Annotated in this window: 20 protein-coding genes; 6 read left to right on the top strand and 14 right to left on the bottom strand. The window is 60.8% G+C overall.

Features of this window, described 5'->3' with window-relative positions; translation table 11 throughout:
* From IMX17_RS24105 to IMX17_RS24095, 3 genes are all read right to left on the bottom strand, one after another.
* The coding region (locus tag IMX17_RS24105) for a non-ribosomal peptide synthetase (RefSeq protein WP_193550296.1) at positions 1-6040 on the bottom strand (6040 nt) is incomplete at its 3' end.
* A gap of 610 nt (positions 6041-6650) precedes the next feature.
* The gene (locus IMX17_RS24100; RefSeq protein WP_004936833.1) at positions 6651-7340 is read right to left on the bottom strand and encodes an LrgB family protein; all 690 of its coding nucleotides are present in this window, start codon (positions 7338-7340) and stop codon (positions 6651-6653) included.
* Entirely contained in the window at positions 7333-7755 is a 423-nt protein-coding gene (locus IMX17_RS24095; protein ID WP_004936830.1) for a CidA/LrgA family protein, read from the bottom strand. The genes IMX17_RS24100 and IMX17_RS24095 overlap by 8 nt, the downstream gene beginning before the upstream one ends.
* 139 nt (positions 7756-7894) lie before the next feature.
* On the opposite strand from IMX17_RS24095, the gene IMX17_RS24090 reads away from it, so the two are divergent.
* Positions 7895-8782, top strand: a complete 888-nt coding sequence (locus IMX17_RS24090) for a LysR family transcriptional regulator (protein ID WP_033644435.1) — start codon at positions 7895-7897, stop codon at positions 8780-8782.
* A 76-nt stretch (positions 8783-8858) separates the two neighbouring features.
* Here the strand turns inward: IMX17_RS24090 and IMX17_RS24085 are convergent, their stop codons facing one another.
* From IMX17_RS24085 to IMX17_RS24065, 5 genes are all read right to left on the bottom strand, one after another.
* Entirely contained in the window at positions 8859-10508 is a 1650-nt protein-coding gene (locus tag IMX17_RS24085) for a Na+/H+ antiporter (RefSeq protein ID WP_004936822.1), read from the bottom strand.
* A 197-nt stretch (positions 10509-10705) separates the two neighbouring features.
* A complete protein-coding gene (locus IMX17_RS24080; RefSeq protein ID WP_033644434.1) occupies positions 10706-12067 on the bottom strand; it encodes an NCS2 family permease in 1362 nt (453 codons plus the stop codon).
* A 333-nt stretch (positions 12068-12400) separates the two neighbouring features.
* Positions 12401-12808, bottom strand: coding sequence for a VOC family protein (locus IMX17_RS24075; protein ID WP_015379207.1), 408 nt, complete (start codon positions 12806-12808; stop codon positions 12401-12403).
* A 47-nt stretch (positions 12809-12855) separates the two neighbouring features.
* On the bottom strand, positions 12856-13524 hold the full coding sequence (locus tag IMX17_RS24070) for a glutathione S-transferase family protein (RefSeq protein ID WP_033644433.1): 669 nt from the start codon (positions 13522-13524) through the stop codon (positions 12856-12858).
* On the bottom strand, positions 13521-13964 hold the full coding sequence (locus IMX17_RS24065; RefSeq protein WP_046897202.1) for a lipocalin-like domain-containing protein: 444 nt from the start codon (positions 13962-13964) through the stop codon (positions 13521-13523). Before IMX17_RS24065 ends, IMX17_RS24070 begins: the two co-directional genes overlap by 4 nt.
* Before the next feature lie 194 nt (positions 13965-14158).
* Here IMX17_RS24065 and IMX17_RS24060 point away from each other — a divergent pair, with 194 nt between their 5' ends.
* Both IMX17_RS24060 and IMX17_RS24055 read left to right on the top strand, forming a co-directional pair.
* Positions 14159-14419: a YdgH/BhsA/McbA-like domain containing protein gene (locus tag IMX17_RS24060; protein ID WP_042785456.1), complete on the top strand. Its 261-nt coding sequence runs from the start codon at positions 14159-14161 to the stop codon at positions 14417-14419.
* 149 nt (positions 14420-14568) lie between these two features.
* Complete coding sequence (locus tag IMX17_RS24055) at positions 14569-15318, top strand: 3-oxoacyl-ACP reductase family protein (protein WP_046897201.1); 750 nt, start codon at positions 14569-14571, stop codon at positions 15316-15318.
* 62 nt (positions 15319-15380) lie between these two features.
* Here the strand turns inward: IMX17_RS24055 and ssb1 are convergent, their stop codons facing one another.
* Positions 15381-15911: a single-stranded DNA-binding protein SSB1 gene (gene ssb1, locus IMX17_RS24050; RefSeq protein WP_046897200.1), complete on the bottom strand. Its 531-nt coding sequence runs from the start codon at positions 15909-15911 to the stop codon at positions 15381-15383.
* A gap of 277 nt (positions 15912-16188) precedes the next feature.
* Here ssb1 and uvrA point away from each other — a divergent pair, with 277 nt between their 5' ends.
* The 3 genes from uvrA (at position 16189) to IMX17_RS24035 (ending at position 21170) form a co-directional block, all read left to right on the top strand.
* Complete coding sequence (gene uvrA, locus IMX17_RS24045) at positions 16189-19017, top strand: excinuclease ABC subunit UvrA (protein WP_033644422.1); 2829 nt, start codon at positions 16189-16191, stop codon at positions 19015-19017.
* Positions 19018-19345: 328 nt separating this feature from the next.
* Positions 19346-20152: a MipA/OmpV family protein gene (locus tag IMX17_RS24040; RefSeq protein ID WP_046897207.1), complete on the top strand. Its 807-nt coding sequence runs from the start codon at positions 19346-19348 to the stop codon at positions 20150-20152.
* Between the two features lie 220 nt (positions 20153-20372).
* On the top strand, positions 20373-21170 hold the full coding sequence (locus tag IMX17_RS24035; protein WP_158524121.1) for a M48 family metallopeptidase: 798 nt from the start codon (positions 20373-20375) through the stop codon (positions 21168-21170).
* Positions 21171-21184: 14 nt separating this feature from the next.
* On the opposite strand, the gene maa is transcribed toward IMX17_RS24035, so the two are convergent.
* The 5 genes from maa to IMX17_RS24010 all read right to left on the bottom strand — a co-directional run bounded on the left by maa (position 21185) and on the right by IMX17_RS24010 (position 24535).
* Positions 21185-21742: a maltose O-acetyltransferase gene (gene maa, locus IMX17_RS24030; RefSeq protein WP_042785802.1), complete on the bottom strand. Its 558-nt coding sequence runs from the start codon at positions 21740-21742 to the stop codon at positions 21185-21187.
* 146 nt (positions 21743-21888) lie between these two features.
* Positions 21889-22242 (bottom strand): MmcQ/YjbR family DNA-binding protein, encoded by a 354-nt coding sequence (locus IMX17_RS24025; RefSeq protein ID WP_046897199.1) that lies wholly within the window; start codon positions 22240-22242, stop codon positions 21889-21891.
* A gap of 4 nt (positions 22243-22246) precedes the next feature.
* Positions 22247-22663, bottom strand: a complete 417-nt coding sequence (locus IMX17_RS24020) for a secondary thiamine-phosphate synthase enzyme YjbQ (RefSeq protein ID WP_004936779.1) — start codon at positions 22661-22663, stop codon at positions 22247-22249.
* A gap of 125 nt (positions 22664-22788) precedes the next feature.
* The gene (locus IMX17_RS24015; RefSeq protein WP_046897198.1) at positions 22789-23982 is read right to left on the bottom strand and encodes an amino acid aminotransferase; all 1194 of its coding nucleotides are present in this window, start codon (positions 23980-23982) and stop codon (positions 22789-22791) included.
* 79 nt (positions 23983-24061) lie between these two features.
* The gene (locus IMX17_RS24010; protein WP_025304444.1) at positions 24062-24535 is read right to left on the bottom strand and encodes an Lrp/AsnC family transcriptional regulator; all 474 of its coding nucleotides are present in this window, start codon (positions 24533-24535) and stop codon (positions 24062-24064) included.
* Positions 24536-24715 lie beyond the last annotated feature (180 nt).

Below are 24715 nucleotides of genomic sequence, written 5' to 3'. Positions count from 1 at the left end.
GCGCCAGCTGCGGCGTCGCGGGTTCGCCCAGCGCCGCCCGGCCGGCGGCGTCCGCCAGCAGCAGCACCGGGTCGGCATCCTGCAGGATGTACTGCAGGCGTTCGCCCGGATAGGCCGGATCCAGCGGCACATAGGCGCCGCCGGCCTTGAGGATGCCGAACAGCGCCGTCACCATGTTGAGGCCGCGTTCGGCGCACACCGCCACCCGGCTGTCCGGGCCCACGCCGCGCGCAATCAGCGCGTGCGCCAGCCGGTTGGCGCGGGCGTTCAACTGGGCGTAGCTCAGGCTTTCCGCGCCGCTCACCAGCGCAATGGCATCCGGCGTGCGGCGCACCTGCCGCTCGAACAGCGCCGCCAGCGTCTGATCCAGCGGGTAGTCACGCTCGGTGCGGTTCCAACCATGCAGCAGCAGCTCCCGTTCGGCGAGCGGCAGCAAATCGATATGGGATACCGATCGCGGGTTATTCAGCGTCATCGCCCGCAGCGCCTGTACCAGGTAAACGCCGTAGCGTTCGGCGGTGGCGCGATCGAACAACGCCGTGGCGAAATTCAGCGTGCCGCTGATGCCTTCACCGGTATCGGCCAGATCGAGCGTCAGATCGAACTTCGCCGCGCTGTATTCCAGCCCGGCCAATTCGGCCTGCAGCCCAGGCAGCGGAATATCGCGCACCGAGCCGTCCTGCCAGGCCAGCATCACCTGGAACAGCGGGGTATAGCCCAGATGGCGCGGCGGGTTAACCAGCTCCACCACCTGCTCGAACGGCAGATCGCGGTTTTCCTGCGCCGCCAACACCGTGTGGCGGACCCGTTCGAGCAGCGTCGGCAGATCCGGATCGTCGCGAAGATCGATGCGCAGCGCCAGCGTGCTGACGAAGAAACCGACCAGCGATTCGGTTTCCAGCCGGCCGCGGTTGGCCTCCGGCGTGCCGATCACCAGCTCCTGCTGTCCGGCCATGCGCGCCAGCACCAGGCTCCAGGCCGCCAGCACCGTCATAAACAGCGTGCCGCCATGCTGTCGGCTGAATTGACGCAGCGCCTGCGTCAGCTCGGCGTCGATCGCGATCGGCACTTCTGCGCCGCTGAAAGACTGTACCGTCGGACGCGGCCGGTCGGTCGGCAACGTCAGCAGCGCCGGCGCATCGCTCAGCGTTTCACGCCAGTATTGCGCCTGCGCCGCCAGCCGTTCCGGCGTCAGGTAGCGACGCTGCCAGGCGGCGTAATCCGGGTATTGCAAGGTCGGCAGCGGCAGCGGATCGGCCTCGCCGCGACGGAAAGCGCCGTACAGCGCGCCCAATTCGCGCAGCAGTATGCCGGTCGACCAGCCGTCGGAGACGATGTGATGGCAGGTGAGCAGGAACAGATGTTCCTCATCCGCCAGGCGGAGCAGCGCGGCGCGCACCAGCGGCCCCTGCGTCAAATCGAACGATTGAGTGGCCGCCTGACGGCACAGCGTTTCAGCCTGCGCGGGGTGACGTCGCAGATCGTGGAACGCAAGCGGTAACCCGTTTGCCGGCAAAATCTGTACCTGTGGCCGATCTTCCCGGGTGATGAACCGGCTGCGCAGCGATTCGTGGCGCGCATAGAGCGCGTCCAGCCCCTGTTGCAACGCCTGCCGGTCCAACCGACCGCGCAGCCGCAACGCCAGCGGGATATGGTAGGTTTCGCTCATCCCCTCCAACTGGGTCAGGAACCACAGACGCTGCTGGGCAAACGACAGGGGCAATTCCCCATCGCGCGCCACCGGCAGCATCGGGATCGATTCCTGCGTCGGCGCAACCTGCAGCGCCTGGGCCAACACGTGCAACACCGGACTGGAGAACAGCGCCTGCAACGGCAGCTGCCATCCGGCCTGTTGCACGCGGTTCGCCAGGCGCACCGCCATCAGCGAATGCCCGCCTAGTTCGAAGAAGTGGTCGTAACGGCCAATCCGTTCTACGCCCAACAGCTCATGCCAGATAGCCGCCAACAGATTTTCTGCCTCGCCCTGCGGCGGCGCATAGGCCTCGCGCGCGCAGGCGTCGACCTGCGGCACCGGCAGGGCGCGCTTGTCCAATTTGCCGTTGCCGGTCAGCGGCAACGCCTCCAGCCAAACGTAAGCTGCCGGCACCATATAGTCCGGCAACCGCGCCTGCAGATGCCGGCGCAATTCGGTCGCCAGCGTAGCGCGTTCCGTCACCGGCGCCGGAACTACCCACGCCACCAGTCGCTTATTCCCGTCGCCATCGTCGATAGCGTCCACGGCTACGCTGCGCACGCGCGGATCGGCGCTCAGCTGCGCTTCCACCTCACCGCACTCGATGCGGAAACCGCGGATTTTCACCTGCTGGTCGTTGCGCCCCAGGTATTCGATATCCCCCCCCGGCAGATAGCGCGCCAGATCGCCGGTGCGATACATGCGCGCACCCGGCGCCCGGTTGAAAGGGTCTTCGAGAAAACGTTCCGCCGTCAATTCGGGCCGGTTCAGGTAGCCTCGCGCCACCCCTTCACCGCCGACGTACAGTTCGCCGATCGCTCCCATCGGCACCGGTTCGCCATCGGTGCCCAGCAGATACAGTCGCAAATCCGGAATGCGGCAACCGATCGGGCTGGCGACGATCGCCGTATCCTGCGCCGACAGCGGCCGGTACGTCACGTGCACCGTGGTTTCGGTGATGCCGTACATGTTGACCAACCGCGTCTGCCGGTTCTCTGGACGAGCAAACCACGGTGCGAGATCGGAAGGCTTCAGCATTTCACCACCGAACACGATCTCGCGCAGCTGATGGCGCGCTTCGCTGTGCGCCTGAGCCTGGATAAAGGCTTTGAAGGCGCTCGGCGTCTGATTCAATACCGTGATGCCGCTGCGGCAGACGAAATGATAAAAGTCCGGCGCCGAACGGGCGATCTCCTGCGGTACGATGAACAGCTGGCCGCCATACAACCAGGCGCCCCAGATCTCCCAAACCGAAAAGTCGAAGGCGAATGAGTGGAACAAGCACCACTTGTCGGCGGCGCTGAAGTTAAACCAGGCGTTGGTGGCGCTGAACAAGCGCGCGACCTGGCGATGCTCCACCATGACCCCTTTCGGTTTGCCGGTCGAACCGGAGGTGTAAATCACATACGCCAGGTGTGATGGCCGCACCTCGACGTCCTGCAGATCGTCGCCTTTCCCCGTCAACGGCTGTTCCAGCGCCAATACCGGCACCTCGCAGCCGCCCAGCGCTTGCCTGCCGAGTTCATCCGCCAACAGCAGCACCGGCGCGGAGTCCGCCAGGATGTACTGTAGCCGCTCTCCGCTATAGGCGGGATCCAACGGCACATAGGCGCCGCCGGCTTTGAGGATCCCCAGCAACCCGGCCAGCATCGGCAGACCGCGTCCGGCGCACAGCGCCACCAGACTGTCCGGTTGTACGCCAAGCTCTATCAGCCGATGGGCCCATCGGTTCGCCCAGGTATTCAATTCAGCGTAAGTCAGGCTGTCATCGCCGTATGTCATCGCCGTCGCATCTGGCGTGCGCTTGACCTGCGCTTCGAACAGCCGATGCAGACACGCCGCCGGCGAGTGCGAAGCAACGGTGTGATTGAGGCCCTGCAGCAATTGCGTGCGTTCTTCCTCGGAAACCAGATTGAGTTCGCCGATGGTGCGACGATGAGAGCCCGCTCTCACCGCGTCGTTGAGCAGCATCAGCAGATGTTGCGTCGCACGCAACATCTGTTCGTCAGCCACTGAGGCGGCGTCGTATACCCAACGGAAGGCGCCGTCAGCCTTGCAGATTTGCAAGACCGCGCGCGAGCCGGAAGCCATGATGGCAGCCACGCCCTCGTCTTCAGGCTGCAACCCTGTCTCTGAACGCCGGCTGACGATCGATACCGCCGTCGGCCAAGCTTGGGGCGCCCGCAGATCCGCATCGCCCGTCAGCAACGCGGGATGATAATCAGCATGAGCGCGCAACCGGCCGTATTCTTGTTCCAGCGCGGCCAATGCCTGCTGGAAATTGTAGGAGTGATCAACTGAGACCTGCAGCGGCAGCACGCGCGCGCTCAGGTGAGCCCAACGTCCCCAATCCCGATCGTTCGACGTAATCCAACCCAGCTGAAAATCGGTTTCATTACACATGCGCGCCAGATAGAGGGTTGCTGCCGCCAGCACCTGCTCGCCGGCAATCTTTTCCAGGCGCTGCCAGGCCGTGGCCTGCCAGCGTGCGGGAAGGTCCGCCCGGCGGTCAGGCCCTGGCGGGAACGGCGCCGGATAAAAGCGTGTCAGACGCGGTTGCCAGAAAGCGGCGCTGTCGGCGCTGGCGCCATAGGCCGCGCCTAACAGCGAAGCTTCGGCATCGCTAAGCGTCGGCAAGACCGAGCCGACAGACAGGCCGCAGGCCTGCGCCAGCGCATCACCCGGCTGAATCGAGCCGTCGGCGCGCAAGAACGGCCCGACGCGCACCACGCCGGGATGCGCGGCGATCTCCCAGCCGTCGGTCTCGATGCGCAGCAGGGTGCCGGGTTCGGCCTGGCGTTCATCGCTCACCGCCAGCAGCGTCGTCACGCCCAGCACACGCTCCGCCAACAGTATCTTCGCCGCGCATCCCGCGCCATGGCTCAGCGAGCTCACCAGGCGCTGCAGCGCCTGAGCCGGGCGATCCCAACGGATGATGCCGCCGGCAGGCGGTTGCCGCCGGTTGGCGTAAAAGCTGCCGCCGGCCCCGGCATCCGCCAACGTCGCCACTTGCCGATCCAACGCCTCGATCGTTCCCGTCGTTGAAGCGTTCAGCGCGCGTAAAATGAACTGGAAACGACGCTGCAAAACATCCAGATCGTCTAATGAATTTGCATAGGCGGCGTCAGAAAAAGTGACATCCAGTTCATTCGACTGCTGGTCTTCATACAGCATAATCTGTAGATCGCCGGACGGAATATTGCCACCGTAATACCAACGGGTGCGGCATCCCCAGAAAGGATCGCCATGGTCGAAAGAAACGATGTTAATTGAAGGGCCAAACCAGGCGGAATCCGTTGCGCCATTATCACGCCGAATATCCTCCCCACGATATAATTGATGGCGAACCACTTTCGCTATTTCAGCCGCCACTTTCTGGATAAATTCAGCCAGGCTTAGCTGAGGTTCAACCTTAATAATCAAAGGGACAACGTTAGAGGTCATACCAATACTGTTTCGTTCCCTTGTCCCGGTCACCGGCATGCTGAAATTAAGATATTCGCTGCCGGTTAAGCTGTAGAAACATAATGCTACGGCGGCGGCCAATATATGCGCACGGTGTACGCCGATATTGTCAGCTTGTTGCTGCAGCTGATCCAATGCCTCTTTTTCCAGCAGCTGCGTGTTGCGGTTCATCGCGGCGTCCGGGGTCAATATGGCTCTACGCGACAAACTCTGCGGCGCAGCGGCAGTATATTCCCGCCAAAAAGCCTGATCGGAAGAAAAGCGAGAGGAGTCGCGGTATTTGATATCGTTTTCATAAAGCAGAGAGAAATTGCAGTTGGCGAATTCAGGGATGACGCCGCCGGACGCCAGCGCGTTATAGTAAGCCGCGATGCGCCGCATCACTTCCTCGGCACTGCGGCCGTCGGTGATCATATGGTGGAAACGGCGATAGAGGATGTAGCGCTGCGGCGCGAGCGTAATGACATAAAAACTAAAAGGTTCTTCTCCCGTAGCGCGGCGCGGCAGCGCCGAATCCGCCACCATCCAGCGTCTGGCCGCCTGCAGAGGATCGGGCTCCTTGCTGAGATCGAGCGTGAACAGCGGCTCATGTGTACGTGGCGCGCGGTATTGATAAAGCTCACCGTCTTTTTCCACAAAATGCGCTTGCAGAGCCGGCGTTTCTTCGACGATGGCGTCGATGGCTTGCCGCAGTAGCTTAACGTTGAGCGGCCCGTCGACCTGTCCGTAGCCCCAGATATTGAATGACAAATCTTTGGAGATGTTTTCCCCCAGCCAGAGTTCACGCTGGGCGGTTGTTATTTCATGCAGCTCAACTTTCTCCGTTGCGGCCTGAGCCCCTGCACGGAATTCCCCACTCTTCACATCAGTTTGTTTGTTCATAATATTCTCTAGCACGTTTTCATTACGTTAATGAAATAGACCGTCAGGATTTAGGCAAAGGCTGGCCGCCCAACAGTTCAAGTCAGAATAAAAAAACCGTAGAAAAGCTGGGTCTCCCCCAACTAAGAAAGGATAGAATGGCTAATCCAGAGGTCCCCCCTGCGCCTCAATTTGCTGAGCTGTGAAGTATAGGAGAGGATATTTTTTTTGGCGAAACGTGCGAAAGGGAATAAATGACCATTTTATTTCCCCGATATTACTCAGGGATGACGAGGGTATTGAACTTGTATTAACCTGATATAATTGGATAATAATTAATATTTTTTTGTATTATTTATCGAGGTTAATATGCAGCAATTCTTACGATAAGAGCCTCTCCATATCAATAAGTTATACTTTATTGTTTGAAAAAAAATAATTAATAATTTAATTAATTCATTGTCATCGAAATTTATGCCCGGTTTTATCGGCAGCGGCTCTATCGCTTTTTGTTATAACAATGGGAAAAATTATGCTGAAAAAATTTTGCGTTTTTTCGTGCGCAAATCAACGGCACCGTTCCCAACCGCAGACAATGTCAATGGGGCGGCAGAGCCCGCCCCAAGAGGTCTTACCACATCAGCCGGCCGATCAATGGCGCGGCCACGACCGTGATGATGCCGGCCAGCATCATCACCAAACTCGACACCACGCCCTCCTGCGGCCCCAGCTCATAGGCGCGGGCGGTGCCGGCGCCATGCGACGAGGCGCCAAATCCGGCGCCCTTCGCCAGACGGCTGCGCACCGCCAGCCGCAAAAACAAAATATCCCCCACCGCCATGCCGAACACCCCGGTGATCACCACGAACAGCGCCACCAGATCCGGCTGCCCGCCCATCTGTTTGGCGGCCTCCAGCGCGAACGGCGTAGTGATCGACCGCACCGCCAGGCTGCGCTGCACCTCTTCCGGCAGCGTCAACAGGCGCGCCAGCCACACCGAGCTGTACACCGCCACCAGCACCGCCGTCGTTACCCCGGCGGTCAGCGACAGCCAGTGGCGACGGATGATATGCAGGTTCTCGTACACCGGCACCGCGAAGGCGATGGTCGCCGGCCCCAACAGCCACAGCAGCCAGTGGGTTTCACCGATGTAGTCCTGATAGGAGATATGGGTGACCACCAGCAGCAACACCAGAATCATCGGCGTCAGCACCAGCGGCATCAGCAGCAACGTGCGGCGGCGGCGATAGAGTTTCTTGTTGGCGAAGTACAGCGCCAGCGTCGCCAGAAAACAGGCCAGGCTAAGGATGAAATCATTCATGGCGCTGCTTCCGCCGCTGCAGCCAAATCTCCAGCCGATATACCCTGTCCACCACCAGCCCGGTGGCGCCCAACGTGAGCATGGTGCTGACCGCGATCACCAGAAAGATCTTCCAGCCCTCGACCATCAGCAGCTGGGCATAGTTGACCACCGCCACCACCGCCGGCACGAAAAACAGCAGCATTTCCGCCAGCAGCCAGCGGGAACCGGCCTTGACCCAGCTCAGCGGCAGAATGCGCAGCAGGATCAGCGCCAACAGCATCAGCATGCCGACGATATTGGCGGGGAGCGGCAGGTGGAATTGTTGCACCAGGCGATCGGCGATCAGGAACAGCGCTGCATACAACGCCACCTGAATCGGCACCTGCAAACGGGTCAGCAGGGAGGGGGCAACGCGGCGTAACGCCAGAGACATGAAAGATGACCTCAAACAATAATTGACGGCCTACAGTATACGCAGCCGGGAAACCACGCCTGAAATGAATTAAAATTATCGACATCATGCCGTCCGGGAATAGTTTCCCGCCGGTAGCGTCCCCAAGGAGAACCCTAACGTGGATGTCCGCACCCTGCGCTACTTCGTTGAAGTGGTGCGCCAGCAAAGCTTCACCCGCGCGGCGGAAAAACTGTTCGTCACCCAGCCCACCATCAGCAAAATGCTGCGGCATCTGGAGGAGGAGCTGGAATGCACGCTGCTGATCCGCGAAGGCCGCAAGCTGCGCCTGACCGACAGCGGCCAGGCGGTGTATCAGCGCGGCCTGACGATCCTCGACGAATTCCGCCAGTTGGAGGCGGAGCTGGAAGACATCAGCTCGGTGAAAAAGGGCGTGTTGCGGCTGGGCATTCCGCCGATGGTCGGCAGGCAAATCGCCGATCTGATCCGCCGCTTTCGCCAGACCTACCCCGGCATCGAATTGAAGATTTCCGAGCTGGGCGGGCTGTCGGTCGAACAGGCAGTGATGTCCGGCGAACTGGATCTGGCGATGACGGTGCTGCCCTTCGATTCGGAGCAGCCGCTGACCTTTCTGCCGCTGCTGGGCCACCCGATGTGCGTGGTGGCGCCGCGCACGCCGCAGTGGCTCAACCGCACCAGCATCAATATCGCCGAATTGGCCGACAGCCCGATCCTGATTTATAACGAAGACTTTGCGCTGTACAAGATGCTGATGAAGGCGTTTCGCCTGGCCGGTTTTGAACCGCAAATCGCGGTGCGCAGCGGCCAATGGGACTTCCTCGCTTCGATGGTGCAGGCCGGCGTGGGCATCGCCATGCTGCCGGAGCCGGTTTGCCGCTGGCTGGACAAGGAAAACCTGGTTTGGCTGCCGCTGGAACCGCGGATGGAATGGAAAATCGGCCTGATCTGGCGCCAGGGCAGCTATTTGTCGCACAGCGCGCAGGCTTGGATCGCCTGCTGCCGCGACTACTGGCCGCCGCTCAAGTAGCCAAAAAACAAGGGCCGCACAGGCGGCCCTTCAGGATGGGGATAACGAGGAAAAACGTTTATTCCTCCCTCTGCGTTTACCCTTCGCGCTCGATCAGCAGCGCTTCGAGCAAATCGAGATCGTGCAGCAGTTTTTGCAGCGTCTCGTTGCTGATTTTCTGCGTGGCGCGCAGGTGGTACAGCTCGCCGCGCTCGGCGCGCAGCGCCGTCAGGCGGAAACGCCGCTCGAGGTTCTCCATCGCCAGCGCATTCTCGATATCGTCTTTCGACGCGATACGCCGCCGCAGCATGCCCGTCACCCGCGAGCTGACCTCTTTCAACACCTGCGGATCGAGGTTCTCTTCGGTATCGGCGACCAGGCGCTCTTCCATTTTATTCACGCTCTCGATCGCCACCTCGGCCGCCATGGCGATCGCCATGCGCTCTTCCTGCTTGCTGGCGCTCTTGTCGGTCACCTGCACGCCGCGCAACAGCAGCGGCAACGCCAGCACGCCGACAATCAACGACAGCAGGATCACCCCGGCGGCGATAAACACCAGCTGATAGCGCGCCGGGAAGGCGGTGCCGTCGCTCAGCAACAGCGGTATCGACAGCACGCCGGCCAGGGTAATCGCCCCGCGCACCCCGGCGAACGACGCCACCCACAGCTCACGCGTGCTGTAATCGCCGAACTGCAGCGGACGCTTTTTCATAAAGCGGTTGCTGGCCTTCTTCATCACCCACAGCCAGGTGAAACGCAGCACCAGCAGCGCGGCGTAGATGGTGGCCACGTCGGCGAACAGATACCAGGTCTGGATGGTCGGATCCAGTTCCGCCTGCAGGATGGAGGTTTCAAGAATGCCCGGCAGCTGCAGGCCCAGCATGATGAACACCATGCCGTTGAACACGAATTCCAGCATCGCCCACACGCTGTTGGCGCGCAGGCGCATCGCCAGCGGCGCGTTGCGGATCACGCCGGATTGGCTGATGGTCATCCCCGCCGCCACCGCCGCCAGGATGCCGGAAACGCCGATATGTTCGGCGATCAGGTAGGACGCGAACGGCAGCAGCAGCAGGAACACGATCTGGGTCGCCGGATCGTCGCCGCTCCAGCGGCTCATCACCCGCAGCGATTTACTGTAAGTCCAGGTGACCGCCACGCCGGCCAACAGGCCGCCGATCGCCACTTTGAGGAATTCAAGGGTCGCGCCGCCCACGGTGAACACCATCGTGCCCATCGCCACCGCGATGGCGAACTTGAGCGACACCAGGCCGGACGCGTCATTCATCAGCGCCTCGCCCTCGAGCACGCCCATGATCGGCTTGGGAATCCGCCCTTTGCCGACGATGCCGGACAGCGCCACGGCATCGGTCGGCGACAGCACCGCCGCCAGCGCGAAGGCCGCCACCAGCGGAATGCCCGGCACCATGGCGTAGATCAGATAACCGACGCCGACCACGGTGATCAGCACCAGCACCAGCGCCAGGCCGAGAATTTCACGCCCGTGATGCAGGAACTCGCGCGTCGGCGTTTTCCAGCCGTCGGCGAACAGCAACGGCGGGATGAACAGCACCAGGAACAGTTCGGGATCAAAATCGACGTGCAGCCCGAAATGCGGCCAGGCCAACAGGGCCCCGATGGCGATTTGCATCAGCGGCAGCGGCACCTGGAACGGCAACATGCGCGTCACCACCCCGGACAGGGAGACCACCAGGATCAAAATGAGGATTGTAAAAAAGATTTCCATGCTTTCCTTAGACTCTACGATTCAGACGACATCGGCTCAGGGCCTGCGTTGGTCCCGATAGTAGATCACTTTTTTTACAGCCGTTAAAGCTTGTTGTGCCTTTCAAAACGCGGTGCAGAGCAGAAGAAGACTTATCTTAAGAAGGGAATTGCCGTCACAGGCTCCCCCGCCCGATGGGCGAGGGAAATCCAAGAGGCTTAAATCGCCCAGCCGCCGGCGTAGAACGCCACCAGCGCCACGGCGATCAGCACGGTGCCGATGTTCAGCTTGCGCCATTCGCCGGAGAAGATGCGGCCGATGACCAGCGAGCTGAAGCCCAGCATGATGCCGGTGACGATGTTGCAGGTCAGCACGATGAACACGGCGCACAGCAGGCCGGCCATCGCGTCGACGAAGTCGTTGAAGTCCAGCTTGGTGACGTTGCTCAGCATCAGCAGGCCGACGTACATCAGCGCCGGCGCGGTGGCGTAGACCGGCACCAGATAAGCCAGCGGCGACAGGAACAGGATCAGCAGGAACAGAACGCCGACCACGGTGGCGGTCAGGCCGGTCTTGCCGCCCGCGGCGGTGCCGGCGGCGGACTCGATATAGACCGCGGCGGGCGCGGCGCCCACCAACCCGGAGAAGATGCTGCTCAGGGAATCCGAGGTCAGCGCCTTGCCGCCGTTGATGATCTGGCCGTCTTTATCCAGCAGGTTGGCCTGCCCGGCTACCGCGCGGATGGTGCCGGTGGCGTCGAACACCGCGGTCATCACCAGCGCCAGCACGCTCGGCAACACCACCGGCTGCAATGCGCCCATGATATCCAGGCTGAAGATCAACGATTTGCCGTCAGCGTCCGCCAGGCTCGGCATGGCGAACAGCCCCTGATATTTCACCGCCGGGTCGAAGATCAGGCCGATGATGGAAATGGCGATGATCACCAGCAGAATGCCGCCGGGCACGCGCAGTTTCTCCAGGCCGAAGATCACCGCCAGGCCGACCAGCGTCATCACCACAGGGAAGGAGGTGAACGCGCCGAGCGCCACCGGCAAGCCATCCAGCGGGTTCTTCACCACCAGGCCGACGCCGTTGGCGGCGATCAGCAGCAGGAACAGCCCGATGCCGATGCCGGTGCCGTGCGCCACGCCCATCGGCAGGTTGCGCAGGATCCAGGCGCGGATGCCGGTGACCGAGATGACGGTAAACAGCACGCCCATCAGGAACACCGCGCCCAGCGCCACCGGAATGCTGATGTGTTGGCCGAGCACCAGGCTGAAAGCGGTAAAGGCGGTCAACGAGATCGCACAGCCGATGGCCATCGGCAGGTTAGCCCACAGCCCCATCAGCAGCGAGCCCAGACCGGCCACCAGACAGGTGGAAACGAACACCGCCGCCGGCGGGAAGCCCGCTTTGCCCAGCATGCTCGGCACCACGATCACCGAGTACACCATCGCCAGGAAGGTGGTCAGCCCCGCCACCACCTCCTGACGCACGCTGCTGCCGCGCGCGGAAATTTTAAAATAGCCATCAAGCCCGCCGGTTGGTTTTGCGGCGTGGTTCGCTTGAGAGTTCGACATAGGTTACTTCCCCTGTGTTTCATGAATCGGCCCGTCGCAGCAGGCCTGTAATCTCGCCCGCGCCTGATCGCCACGTAATCGTTTACGTCACGTTCCGCTTCCTTGCCCTTCCGTCGCACCGCCAACGGCGATGCGCACCAAGGCAAACGTTTAACTCGCAGCGCGCGGTACGGGTGATTTATGGTGGTTTATTCAAGGCAAACGATTATCCTGCCTTCCCTAGCGTCTAATCAACTAAAGATCGCGGCAATTTATGCAGAAATCGCCGGGAAGGGCTTGTGCGCGAAAAGAAGGGGCGATCCGGCGCCCCTGCCGACCTGCTTCACGGCGAGCTTATTGCGCCTGCACCGCCGCGGGATCCATATACATCAATTCCCAGATATGGCCGTCCAGGTCCTGAAATCCGTGGCCGTACATCACGCCATAGTCTCGCGGCGGATGATAGGTATTGCCGCCGCCGGCGATCGCCTTGCGCACCAGTTCGTCCACCGCCGCCCGGCTGGGTTGCGACAGGCACACCAACACTTCGGTGGCCTGTTTGGCGTCGCCGATCGGGTTCGGGGTAAACATCCTGAATTTGTCGTGGGTCAGCAGCATCACGTAAATCGTGTCGCTGACCACCATGCAAGCGGCGGTATCGTCGGTAAATTGCGGGTTGAAGCTGAAGCCGAGCTGGGTGAAAAACGCCATTGAGGCGGGCAGATCGCGTACGGGCAGATTGACGAAGATTTGCGTAGCCATGGGCTACCTCCGATGAAGAATGACCCCATCGAGTATAGCCCATCCGCCTAACTCAGCAGGTCGTAAGGGCCGCCCTGTTCCAGCGCCCGCTGGTAGGCGGGCCGGGCGTGGATGCGCTGCAGGAAGCCGCGCAGTTTCGGGCAATTGTCCAACGCGCCGCGCGCCGCCATCGCCTCGAGCGGGAAGCTCATCTGTATGTCCGCCGCGCTGAAATCGTTGCCGACGAACCAGCTGCCCTTGTTCAGGTGCTGTTCGAGATACTCGCAGTGCGGCGCGATCTGTTTGTCGAGGTATTCGCGCTGTACGCCCTTGCCGATCGCGCCCGCCACCGGCCGCAGCAGCCAGGGGATCGGCGGCTGGCCGAGACGGCTGAACACCAGCTTCATCACCAACAGCGGCATCAGCGATCCCTCGGCGTAGTGCAACCAGTAGCGGTATTGCTGGCGCGCGTGGAAGTCCGTCGGCATAAACATGCCCTGTGCGTCGTAGGCTTCCTGCAAGTATTCGATAATGGCGCCGGATTCCGCCAGCGTCAGATCGCCATCGACGATCACCGGCGATTTGCCCAGCGGGTGGATCTTTTTCAGCGCCGGCGGCGCCAGCAGAGTGTGCGGATCGCGCTCGTAGCGTTGTACCTGATAGGGCACGCCCAGCTCTTCCAAAAACCACAGAATGCGCTGCGACCGCGAGTGATTGAGATGATGAACAATGATCATGATAACGCTCCTGTCCGCTGCCACACCAGTTCGCCGATCTGCACGCCGTTGCCGAGCTGCAGCGGCACCGTGCGCAACGTCAGCCGATCGGCGTTAAAGGCGTAAAAGCGCACCTGACGGCTGCCTATCCAATTGGGGAACGAGCAGCCTTCAACCTGATGCACCACCCGTTGCTCGCTTTCTTCCACCTGATAACGGCCGAAATAGCAAATCATATTGATGAAGGCGGCATGGATCTCCCGCTCGGATCCCTGCGCCAAATCGTCGGCGACGAAACGCGGCCGCACGGCGCTGTATAGCTGCGCCGCCATCGTGCCGTTGGCCTCATAGTGGATGCGCCCCAATACCTGCTCACCCAGCGGGTAATTCAGCTCGCCGTTCTGGTTTTTGAACGCCGACGACACCAACGCCCAGCTGCCGATAAACGCGTTTACCGTCATGACGCTTCTCCGGTTAAGGATCGTCTGTAAAGGGTAGTGGCAATTTTTGCCGCACGCCAACGGCCGAAAACAGTCAATTTATTTGACGGAGATACTCAAAACTCTCCGATTTTTTATTCACACCCGGTGCACTACTATTTAACACATCGAGAGACAACGCGCTCTCACCTAATAAATACTCTGAGGAACACATCATGAAAAACGTCAAAATTTTTGCTACCGCTGCACTGCTGGCTACCGCTTCTTTCGCTACCTTCGCCGCTGACCTGCCAACCAGCCAGCCAGCTGCCGACGCGCAGAAGATCGGCGTAGTCACCGTGAGCGGCGCCGCTAACCTGAGCGCGCTGGAAAGCGAACTGGCCAGCAAAGCCGCCGCGTCGGGCGCCAGTTCCTACCGCATCGTCGCCGCCGGCGGCCAAAACAAACTGTACGGCACCGCAGAAATCTTCAACTGATCGTCGGACAGCCAATCGACGGAAGAAAGAAGCCCCGCAAGGGGCTTTTCTCGTTTCAGGCGGCCAGAGCTCTTTGTGGACAGTGATCGCCATTCATTTCACCCATACTGAATGACAGCGCAATACCCTCACCACTTTGGAGAAATAACATGGCCACAGCACTCCCTCTGCAAGGCAAAGTCGCATTCGTTCAGGGCGGTTCCCGCGGCATCGGCGCCGCCATCGTGAAACGGTTGGCGAACGAAGGCGCCGCCGTAGCCTTTACCTACGCCGCCTCGGCCGATCGCGCAGAAGCGGTGGCGAACGCTGTTACCGCCGCCGGCGGCAAAGCCCTCGCCATCAAGGCCGACAGCGCCGATGCGGCGGCGCTGCAGCAGGCGATTCGCCAGGCAGTGAGCCACTTTGGCAACCTGGATATTCTGGTGAACAACGCCGGGGTGTTTACATTAGGCAGCACCGAAGCGCTGGCGCTGGACGATCTGGATCGCATGCTGGCGGTTAACGTGCGCAGCGTATTCGTCGCCAGCCAAGAGGCGGCGCGCCACATGAACGACGGCGGGCGCATCATCCACATCGGCAGCACCAACGCCGAGCGCGTGCCGTTCGGCGGCGCGGCGGTGTATGCGATGAGCAAATCGGCGCTGGTCGGCCTGACCAAAGGCATGGCGCGCGATCTTGGCCCGCGCGGCATCACCGTCAACAACGTGCAGCCCGGCCCGGTGGACACCGAGATGAACCCGGACGCCGGCGAGTTCGCCGATCAGCTCAAGCAGCTGATGGCGATCGGCCGCTACGGCAAAGATGAAGAGATCGCCGGTTTTGTCGCTTACCTGGCCGGCCCGCAGGCGGGTTATATCACCGGCGCCAGCCTGAGCATCGACGGCGGCTTCTCGGCGTAACCGTCCCTAAAATGCAAAAAGCCCCTTGCGGGGCTTTTTTATTGGCTGCAAACGGCCGGAGATCAGAACGGAATATCGTCGTCGAAATCCATTGGCGGTTCGTTGCTGGCCGCCGGAGCGCTGTTCTGCGCCGGACGAGACTGTTGCTGGCCGCCGCTGAACTGGTTGCCGCCCTGTGGCTGCTGAGGCTGGCCCCAACCGCCCTGGCCGCCGGCAGATTGACCGGCCGGTGCGCCGCCGCCCTGACGGCCGCCCAGCATCTGCATGGTGCCGCCGACGTTAACCACGATCTCGGTGGTGTAGCGATCCTGGCCGCTCTGATCCTGCCATTTACGGGTCTGCAGGGAGCCTTCGATGTAAACCTGAGAGCCTTTGCGCAGGTATTCGCCCGCCACTTCAGCCAGTTTGCCGAACAGCACGACGCGGTGCCACTCGGTCTTCTCTTTCTGTTCGCCGGTCGCTTTGTCACGCCAGCTTTCGGAGGTCGCCAGGGTAATGTTGGCCACTGCGCCGCCGTTCGGCATGTAACGGACTTCTGGATCCTGACCCAGATTCCCGACCAGAATTACTTTGTTTACGCCTCTGCTGGCCATGAGCACTTCTCCCGATGATTGATTTCTACACAGTATAAACGCGTCAGTTTACCACGCTGAGTACGAAACCACACCCGTGTTGATAAGTGCGAATTGCATTCCAGAATTGTCTTTCCAATCGACCTTATTGCATTCGCATACTGGATATCCATTCAGGTTTTTTTGTGTCATAATTATGCGTTTCGACCTGGCTGTGCCGGTTTTTTGCGAGATCCATCACAAAACCCCCCGCAAAAATCGCGACAGGCGCGGTGTATCATCAAGACGGGAAGTGTAAATGGACAATATCGAAGTTCGTGGTGCTCGAACCCATAATCTGAAAAACATCAACCTGATCATCCCGCGTGACAAACTGATCGTCGTCACCGGCCTGTCCGGTTCCGGCAAGTCATCGCTGGCTTTCGATACGCTGTATGCCGAAGGGCAGCGGCGCTATGTCGAATCACTCTCCGCCTATGCGCGCCAGTTCCTGTCGCTGATGGAAAAACCGGACGTCGACCATATTGAAGGTCTGTCGCCGGCGATCTCCATCGAACAGAAATCCACCTCGCACAACCCGCGATCCACGGTCGGCACCATCACCGAGATCCACGACTACCTGCGCCTGCTGTTCGCCCGCGTCGGCGAGCCGCGCTGCCCGGATCACCATGTGCCGCTGGCGGCGCAAACCGTCAGCCAGATGGTCGACAACGTGCTGAGTCAGCCGGAAGGCAAGCGCCTGATGCTGCTGGCGCCGGTGGTGAAAGATCGCAAGGGCGAACACACCAAAACGCTGGAAAACCTGGCCGCTCAGGGCTATATCCGCGCGCGCATCGACGGTGAAGTGTGCGATCTGTCCGATCCGCCGAAGCTGGAGCTGCAGAAAAAACACACCATCGAAGTGGTGGTCGACCGTTTCAAGGTGCGCGACGACATGGCGCAGCGCCTGGCCGAATCGTTCGAAACCGCGCTGGAGCTCTCGGGCGGCACCGCGGTGGTGGCGGACATGGACGACGAAAAAGCGGACGAGCTGCTGTTCTCCGCCAACTTCGCCTGCCCGATCTGCGGCTACAGCATGCGCGAACTGGAACCGCGCCTGTTTTCCTTCAACAACCCGGCCGGCGCCTGCCCGACCTGCGACGGCCTGGGCGTGCAACAGTTCTTCGATCCGGATCGCGTGGTGCAAAACCCCGAGCTGTCGCTGGCCGGCGGCGCGATCCGCGGCTGGGATCGCCGCAACTTCTATTACTTCCAGATGCTGCGCTCGCTGGCGGAGCACTATGAGTTCGACGTCGAAGCCCCGTTCAACACCCTGAGCGCCAACGTGCAGAAAGCGGTGCTGAGCGGCTCCGGCAAAGAGTCGATCGAATTCAAATACATCAACGATCGCGGTGACACCACCGTGCGCCGCCACCCGTTCGAAGGCGTGCTGCACAACATGGAGCGCCGCTATAAAGAGACCGAATCCAGCGCGGTGCGCGAAGAGCTGGCGAAGTTCATCAGCAACCGCCCTTGCGCCTCATGCCACGGCACCCGCCTGCGCGAAGAAGCGCGCAACGTGTTCGTCGAAGACACTACGCTGCCGGAGATCTCCGATCTGAGCATCGGCCACGCGATGACCTTCTTCCAGAACATGAAGCTCAGCGGCCAGCGCGCCAAGATCGCCGAAAAAGTGCTGAAAGAGATCGGCGATCGCCTGAAGTTCCTGGTGAACGTCGGCCTGAACTACCTGTCGCTGTCCCGTTCGGCGGAAACGCTCTCCGGCGGCGAAGCGCAGCGTATCCGCTTGGCCAGCCAGATCGGCGCCGGTTTGGTGGGCGTTATGTACGTGCTGGATGAGCCGTCGATCGGCCTGCACCAGCGCGACAACGAGCGCCTGCTGGAAACGCTGATCCACCTGCGCAACCTCGGCAACACGGTGATTGTGGTGGAGCATGACGAAGACGCCATCCGCGCCGCCGACCACGTGATCGACATCGGCCCCGGCGCAGGTGTACACGGCGGCCAGGTGGTGGCGGAAGGCACCGTCGACGACATCATGGCGCAGCCGGAATCGCTGACCGGCCAGTTCCTCAGCGGCAAGCGCGAGATCGCCATCCCCGCGCAGCGCGTGCAGGCCGATCCGACCAAGGTGCTGAAGCTGAGCGGCGCGCGCGGCAACAACCTGAAGGACGTGACGCTGACGCTGCCGGTCGGTCTGTTTACCTGCATCACCGGCGTGTCCGGCTCCGGCAAGTCGACGCTGATCAACGATACGCTGTTCCCGATCGCCCAGCGCCAGCTTAACGGCGCCACCATCGCCGAGCCTGCGCCATTCCGCGAAGTGACCGGCCTGGAACATTTCGACAAGGTGATCGATATCGATCAGAGCCCGATCGGCCGCACGCCGCGCTCCAACCCGGCCACTTACACCGGCATCTTCACCCCGGTGCGCGAGCTGTTCGCCGGCGTGCCGGAGTCGCGCAGCCGCGGCTATACGCCGGGCCGCTTCAGCTTCAACGTCAAGGGCGGGCGCTGTGAAGCCTGCCAGGGCGACGGGGTGATCAAGGTCGAGATGCACTTCCTGCCGGACATCTACGTCCCGTGCGACCAGTGCAAAGGCAAACGCTATAACCGCGAAACGCTGGAAGTGAAGTACAAAGGCAAGAGCATCCACGAAGTGCTGGAGATGACCATCGAAGAAGCGCGCGATTTCTTCGACGCGGTGCCGGCGCTGGCGCGCAAGCTGCAAACCCTGATGGATGTCGGCCTGTCCTACATCCGCCTCGGCCAGTCGGCCACCACGCTCTCCGGCGGTGAGGCGCAGCGCGTCAAGCTGGCGCGCGAGCTGTCGAAACGCGGCACCGGCCAGACGCTGTATATTCTCGACGAGCCGACCACCGGTCTGCACTTCGCCGATATCCAACAGCTGTTGGCGGTGCTGCATCAGCTGCGCGATCAGGGCAATACCATCGTGGTCATCGAGCATAACCTGGACGTGATCAAAACCGCCGACTGGATCGTCGATCTGGGGCCGGAAGGCGGCAGCGGCGGCGGCGAGATCCTGGTCGCCGGCACGCCGGAAACGGTCGCCGAGTGTGAAAAATCGCACACCGCGCGCTTCCTGAAACCGCTGTTGGAAAAATAACGGCGGATGATACGCTCAACGAGGCGCCCTATTCCGCCTCGTTGAGCAATCAACCTATCCTTCTGCGAGAAACATTAAATACTCTTCTCTGCATCATTCCTTTAAAAACAGGCGCTTTGAACCCAGCCAATAATAAACTCGCCCCATCATGCCATTTGTTTGGCTTTTGTTTATTCCCCATGCGTTTCACTATTGCGGTGAAATAACGCCAATGGCTCGCCGTCGTCTGCCGATTAATCAATATAAACATGGCGTTTATCAATAAGCCGTCATTTAAACGCGGGCCTGCGGGCCGTTTATTCAATGGGATGATATAAAGGTGTTTAACGTGGATAATAAACTGGGTACCTCTGCCGCCGCCCTGCTCTTTCTTTTTCCTCTCGCCGGTCAGGCGCAGGACGGCGAAGCGTCTTTAACGCTCGCCGGCGGCCTCGCCGTCGCTCCCGCCTATGAAGGCTCGTCTTTTTACAGCATTGAACCGCTGTATCAGGTGAATGCCGGCTATCAAAACGCCAGCTGGGGAGAATTCAGCGCGGGCAGCGAAGGGGCGCGCTGGCAATTCCCCATCGCCGGGCCCGTCGGCATCGCGTTATTGCTCAACTATGACGCCGGCCGTGACGAGGAAATCAAAACCTTGCGCGGGCGCAACACCCGGCTCAAAGGCATGGGCAAACTGGGCGGCGCGCTGGAAGCCGGCGCTGAGCTGAGCTACCAACTCGCCCCCCTCCGCGCCTATGTCAAAGGGATGCAGGCGACGCGCAAACGCAGCTACGGCGGGGAAGAACTGGGCCACACCGCCTATGTGGAAAGCGGACTGACCGGGCAATATCCGCTCAGCGAACAGCTGACGCTTATCGGCAATCTCTCCACCACCTGGGCCAACAGCGGCTATCAGCGCGGCTATTTCGGCGTGACGTCGCAGCAGGCGCAGCACAGCGCCTTCAGCACGTATCGGCCGGGCAGCGGCTTCAAGGACGCGACGCTCACCGCCGCGCTCAACTACCAATGGCGACCGAACGTGGCCTTCCAGGCCGGCGTCGGCGTAACGCGCCTGCTGGGCGACGCGGCCGACAGCCCCATCGTTGAGAAAACCACCTCAGGCATGGCCTTCACCAGCGCCAGCTACAGCTTCTGACGTTTTTTGCCTAAGTCTGTGCAGGAAGGGATAAATGCCATGATTAAAAAACGAACTACAGTTTAGCTGAGTGTTAGGTAAACGGATGGATAATTAAAAATTCATTATTTACCTGACAATGTCAGGCGTGGCTCTCCCTTATTAAGGATATTTTATGTGTCAACATCATGCGACGGAATGTCGTAATTTCACCGCATTTCGCCACCGCTGGGAAATGCCCATGATCTGGCTATCGGCGATAATTACCTTATTCGGTTTTTTATTTGGCATCGCCGCCGTCGTGGTAAATACAGATGGAACTGCACTTGGGTTGGGAGACGACGCCAAGGAAACATTGGATACCCTCAGCCTGCTCGCGTTATTACCGCTGATCCCGATCGCTTTCTATATTTACCGTTTCTATCTCGCCGCACAGGCGAAATCCAACGCCTTGCGCATCGGGCCGGCGCAATTTCCGGAACTGTTCGCGCTGTATCAGGATATCGGCCGTCGGCTGGAACTCAAGACGCTGCCCAAGCTTTATCTGACCAACGGCAACGGCGTGGTCAACGCCTTCGCGCTGGAGTGCAACCGCCGCCAGCGCTACGTGGTGATCCATGCTGAAATCGCCATGCTGATGCCCACCGCGCCGGAGATCGTGGAGTTCGTGCTGGCCCATGAATTGGCCCATCACAAGCTGCGGCACGTGTCGCTGTGGCGTCTGGCGATCGGCGTCGTGCCGCAGTCGCTGGTGTTGCCCGGCCTGGCGACCACTCGCGCGCAGGAGTATTCCGCCGATCGCGTGGCGCTCGCGGTGTGCCCGAACTACGCCAACACAGTGCGGCTGCTGGCCGTCGGCCCCTGGATGCAGCACGGCGTGAATCCGCAGGCCTGGCTGGAGCAGTGCGAAGAAGAGAACAAGGAGCTGTTTGTTCGCATCAGCAATCTGCTGTCAGACCATGCGGTGATGGTCAAACGCTTCAAGGCGCTCAAAGACATCGAGATGCACGGCTTCGAGCGCCATGGCAGCATGTTTTAATCCGCCCGACGGGCTTACAGTGTTTTCAGCACGCGCGCCGGGTTGCCGCCCACCACGCAGTTGGCCGGCACGTCTTTGGTGACCACCGCGCCGGAGGCCACGACCGCATTATCGCCGATGGTCACGCCCGGATTGATCACCGCGCGCCCGCCGATCCACACGTTGTCGCCAATCTTGACCGGCTTGCCGAACTCCGCGCCGCCGGCGCGCGTCTCGGCGTCCAGCGGATGGGTGGCGGTGTAGATATGCACGCCCGGCGCCAGCAGGCAGTTGTCGCCGATGTGCACCTCGCACACGTCGAGGATCACGCAGTCGAAATTGGCGTAGAAGTTCTTGCCGAGATAGATGTTATAGCCATAGTCGCAGCGGAACGTCGGCTCGATGGCGCCGCCTTGATAGCCGCCCAGCAGCTCGTCCAGCCACTGTTTGCGCAGCTCGCCCTCTTCCGGCGATGAGTGGTTGTAGCGATGCGTTATCTGGCGCGCGCGCCGACGCTCGCTGCGCAGCAGTTCATCGCCGGCGTCGTACAGTTCCCCGGCGATCATCTTGCGCTTTTCTTCGCTCATGGCCATGTCGGCCTCCTTCATCCGCGTTTCTTGAATGCCCAAGCGTAGCCGCTTTAGCCCGGCAATAAAAAGGGAACGTTCCCAATTTAAAGCCCCGATCACGGTTTAACGCGAGAAAGCAGGAGAAAACGGGCGGCGCCGCCGCCCGGCAATCAGGCGCGCAGTTCCTGGCGCACGTGTTCGGGCAGGCCTTCCACCACCAGCTGATAGGAGCTGTCGATCAACGTATAAAACTGCGAGTTCGGCAGGTTGCCGTCGAGAAACACCGTATTCCAGTGCGCCTTGTTCAGGCCATTGCAGGCGACGATCTCAGGGTGGTGTTCGCGCAGGCTTTCCGCCAGCTCCGGGCTGGACTTGACCGCCAGCGCCGGCCGCCCTTCCACTTCGCACACCATGGCGAACATCACGTCGCCCACCTTGATCTGGCTGGCCTGCCACTGGTTCTGGTCGCTTTGCTCCGCGCCCGGCTTCGCCATGCAGTACTCCAGCAATGCGCTGTTATTCATTGGGTTATTCCCCCTGTAATGTGGCCACAATACGGCGTGCTCCGCCGTGGATGCGGTGCTCCCCCAGCCAGATGCCCTGCCATGTGCCCAACATCAGCCGCCCGTGCCTGACGGGCAGCGTCAAGGAAGCGCCCAGCAGCGAGGATTTGATGTGCGCCGGCATGTCGTCCGGCCCTTCGTAATCATGCTGATAGGGGGCGTTTTCCGGCACCTGACGCAGGAAATGCTGCTCCATATCGGCTCGCACCGTGGGATCGCAGTTCTCGTTGAGCGTCAGCGAGGCCGAGGTATGCTGCAGCAACAGATGCAGCAGGCCGGTTTGCAGGCGGTGTAAGTGGGTTAACTGGTTGACTATCTCGTCGGTAACCAGATGAAAGCCACGCGCTTTTGCGCTGAGGATTAGCGTTTGCTGATGCCACATGAGTGAGCGCCCCTCAATCAGTATATTCTCTCTCCGGTTTGCGGCAACTTCGGCGGCGCGCCGGCAATAAAAAAGGAGCGATATCGCTATCGCTCCCGATGAACGTCCGTTCAGACTAACAGGCGTTACTGCACCGCGGCAAACGCCTCGGCCACCTGACGCACGTTGTCGTGGTTCAGGCCGGCCACGCACATGCGGCCGCTGTGGATCAGGTAGACGCCGAACTCTTCGCGCAGGCGATCGACCTGCGCCGCGCTGAAGCCGGTGTAGCTGAACATGCCGCGCTGCGCCAGCAGGTAATCGAAGTTGCGCTGCGGCAGCGCGCTCTTCAGGGTGTCCACCAACGCGTGGCGCATTTCGAGAATGCGGGTGCGCATGCTTTCCACTTCATTCAGCCACTGGGTTTTCAGCTCAGCGTCGTTCAGCACTTTGGCCACCAGCTGCGCGCCGAAGTTCGGCGGGCTCGAGTAGTTGCGGCGCACGGTCGCCTTCAGCTGGCCCAGCACGCGCCCGGCCGCTTCTTCGCTTTCGCACACCACCGACAGGCCGCCGACTCGCTCGCCGTACAGCGAGAAGATCTTCGAGAACGAGTTGCTCACCAGGCTCGGCAAGCCGGCCGCCGCAATGGCGCGAATGGCGTAGACGTCCTGCTCCATACCGCCGCCGAAGCCCTGATAGGCGATGTCGAGGAACGGAATGATCTCACGATCGGCGATCACCTTGATCACTTCGTCCCACTGGGCGGGGGTCAGGTCTGAGCCGGTCGGGTTGTGACAGCACGGATGCAGCAGCGCGATGCTGTGCTTCGGCAACTGTTTCAGCGCAGCCAGCATGGCGTCGAACTTCACGCCCAGGCTTTCGCCGTCAAAATACGGATAGGTATTCACCTTGAAACCGGCGCCGCTGAAGATGGCGACGTGGTTTTCCCAGGTGGGATCGCTGACCCACACCTGCGAATTCGGGAAGTAGCTTTTCAGGAAGTCGGCGCCCACTTTCAGCGCGCCGGAACCGCCGACGGTCTGAATGGTGGCGATGCGCCCCTGCTGCAGCATCGGGTGCTGCTCGCCGAACAGCAAATGCTGGATGGCGGTGCGGTAGGATTGCAGCCCTTCCATCGGCAGGTATACCGAGGCGCCGTGCTCGACGCTGTTCAACTGCGCTTGCGCCGCGGCGACCGCACGCATCTGCGGAATAACGCCCTGCGCATCGTAGTACAGGCCAATGCTCAGGTTCACCTTGTGCGCGCGCGGGTCTTGTTTGAATTTTTCCATCAGTGACAGAATGGGATCGCCGGCATAGGCGTCAACGTTCTGGAACACGTTTTTTTCTCCTGGTTTATTTATTGTGGTTTGGGCACAGCGTTACGTTCCTAATATAGACGGAAAAGCGTATTCGGTTTCAGCTTTCTCGCGTCACCGGCAACAAACCGTTTTCCTTGATGCGATTGAGCACTACCGCCGTTTTGATATGCGCCACGCTTTTGTGCGGCGACAGCGTCTGGCTGATGAACTCGCTCAGCGCCGGCAGGTCCGCCACCGCCACTTTCAGCAGGTAATCGGCGTCGCCGGTGGTCTTGTAAGCGTCCAGGATCGCGTCCACGTCCTCCAGCATTTGATGAAAGCTGTCGATCTGCTCCTGAGCGTGCGTGATCAGGCTGACTTCAATCAGCCCCACCAGCCCCAGGCCGACCGCCTCCGGCGCCAGCCGCGCGTGGTAGCCGCGGATCAGCTGCGCCTGCTCCAGGCTGATGCGCCGCCGTGAACACTGGGAAGCGGAAAGCCCCACCAGTTCGCTCAGCTCCTGATTGGTCAAACGGCCGTTGGCCTGTAACAGCGTCAGGATTTTCATATCAAAATCGTCAATGTTGTACATAGCCACCTGTAAACTGTGTTAATAAATGTTGACGTTACAGCCTACCAGTTTTTTTACCGTTGCCGACGTCACACCCTGGCGCTTAAATCGCGTACAGCAGCAACGCCCGGCGTTTTCGCCGGTAAGCGGCATAAAAAACGGCTAACTCATGCAGGCAAACGACAATTAACGGCGAAGTAA

Origin of the sequence: Serratia sp. X3 (assembly GCF_014982455.1) — a bacterium.
GTDB classification, from domain to species: Bacteria; Pseudomonadota; Gammaproteobacteria; order Enterobacterales; family Enterobacteriaceae; genus Serratia; species Serratia ureilytica.
The sequence above is the reverse complement of the archived record's forward strand: the minus strand, read 5'-3'. Positions and strand labels throughout refer to the sequence as shown.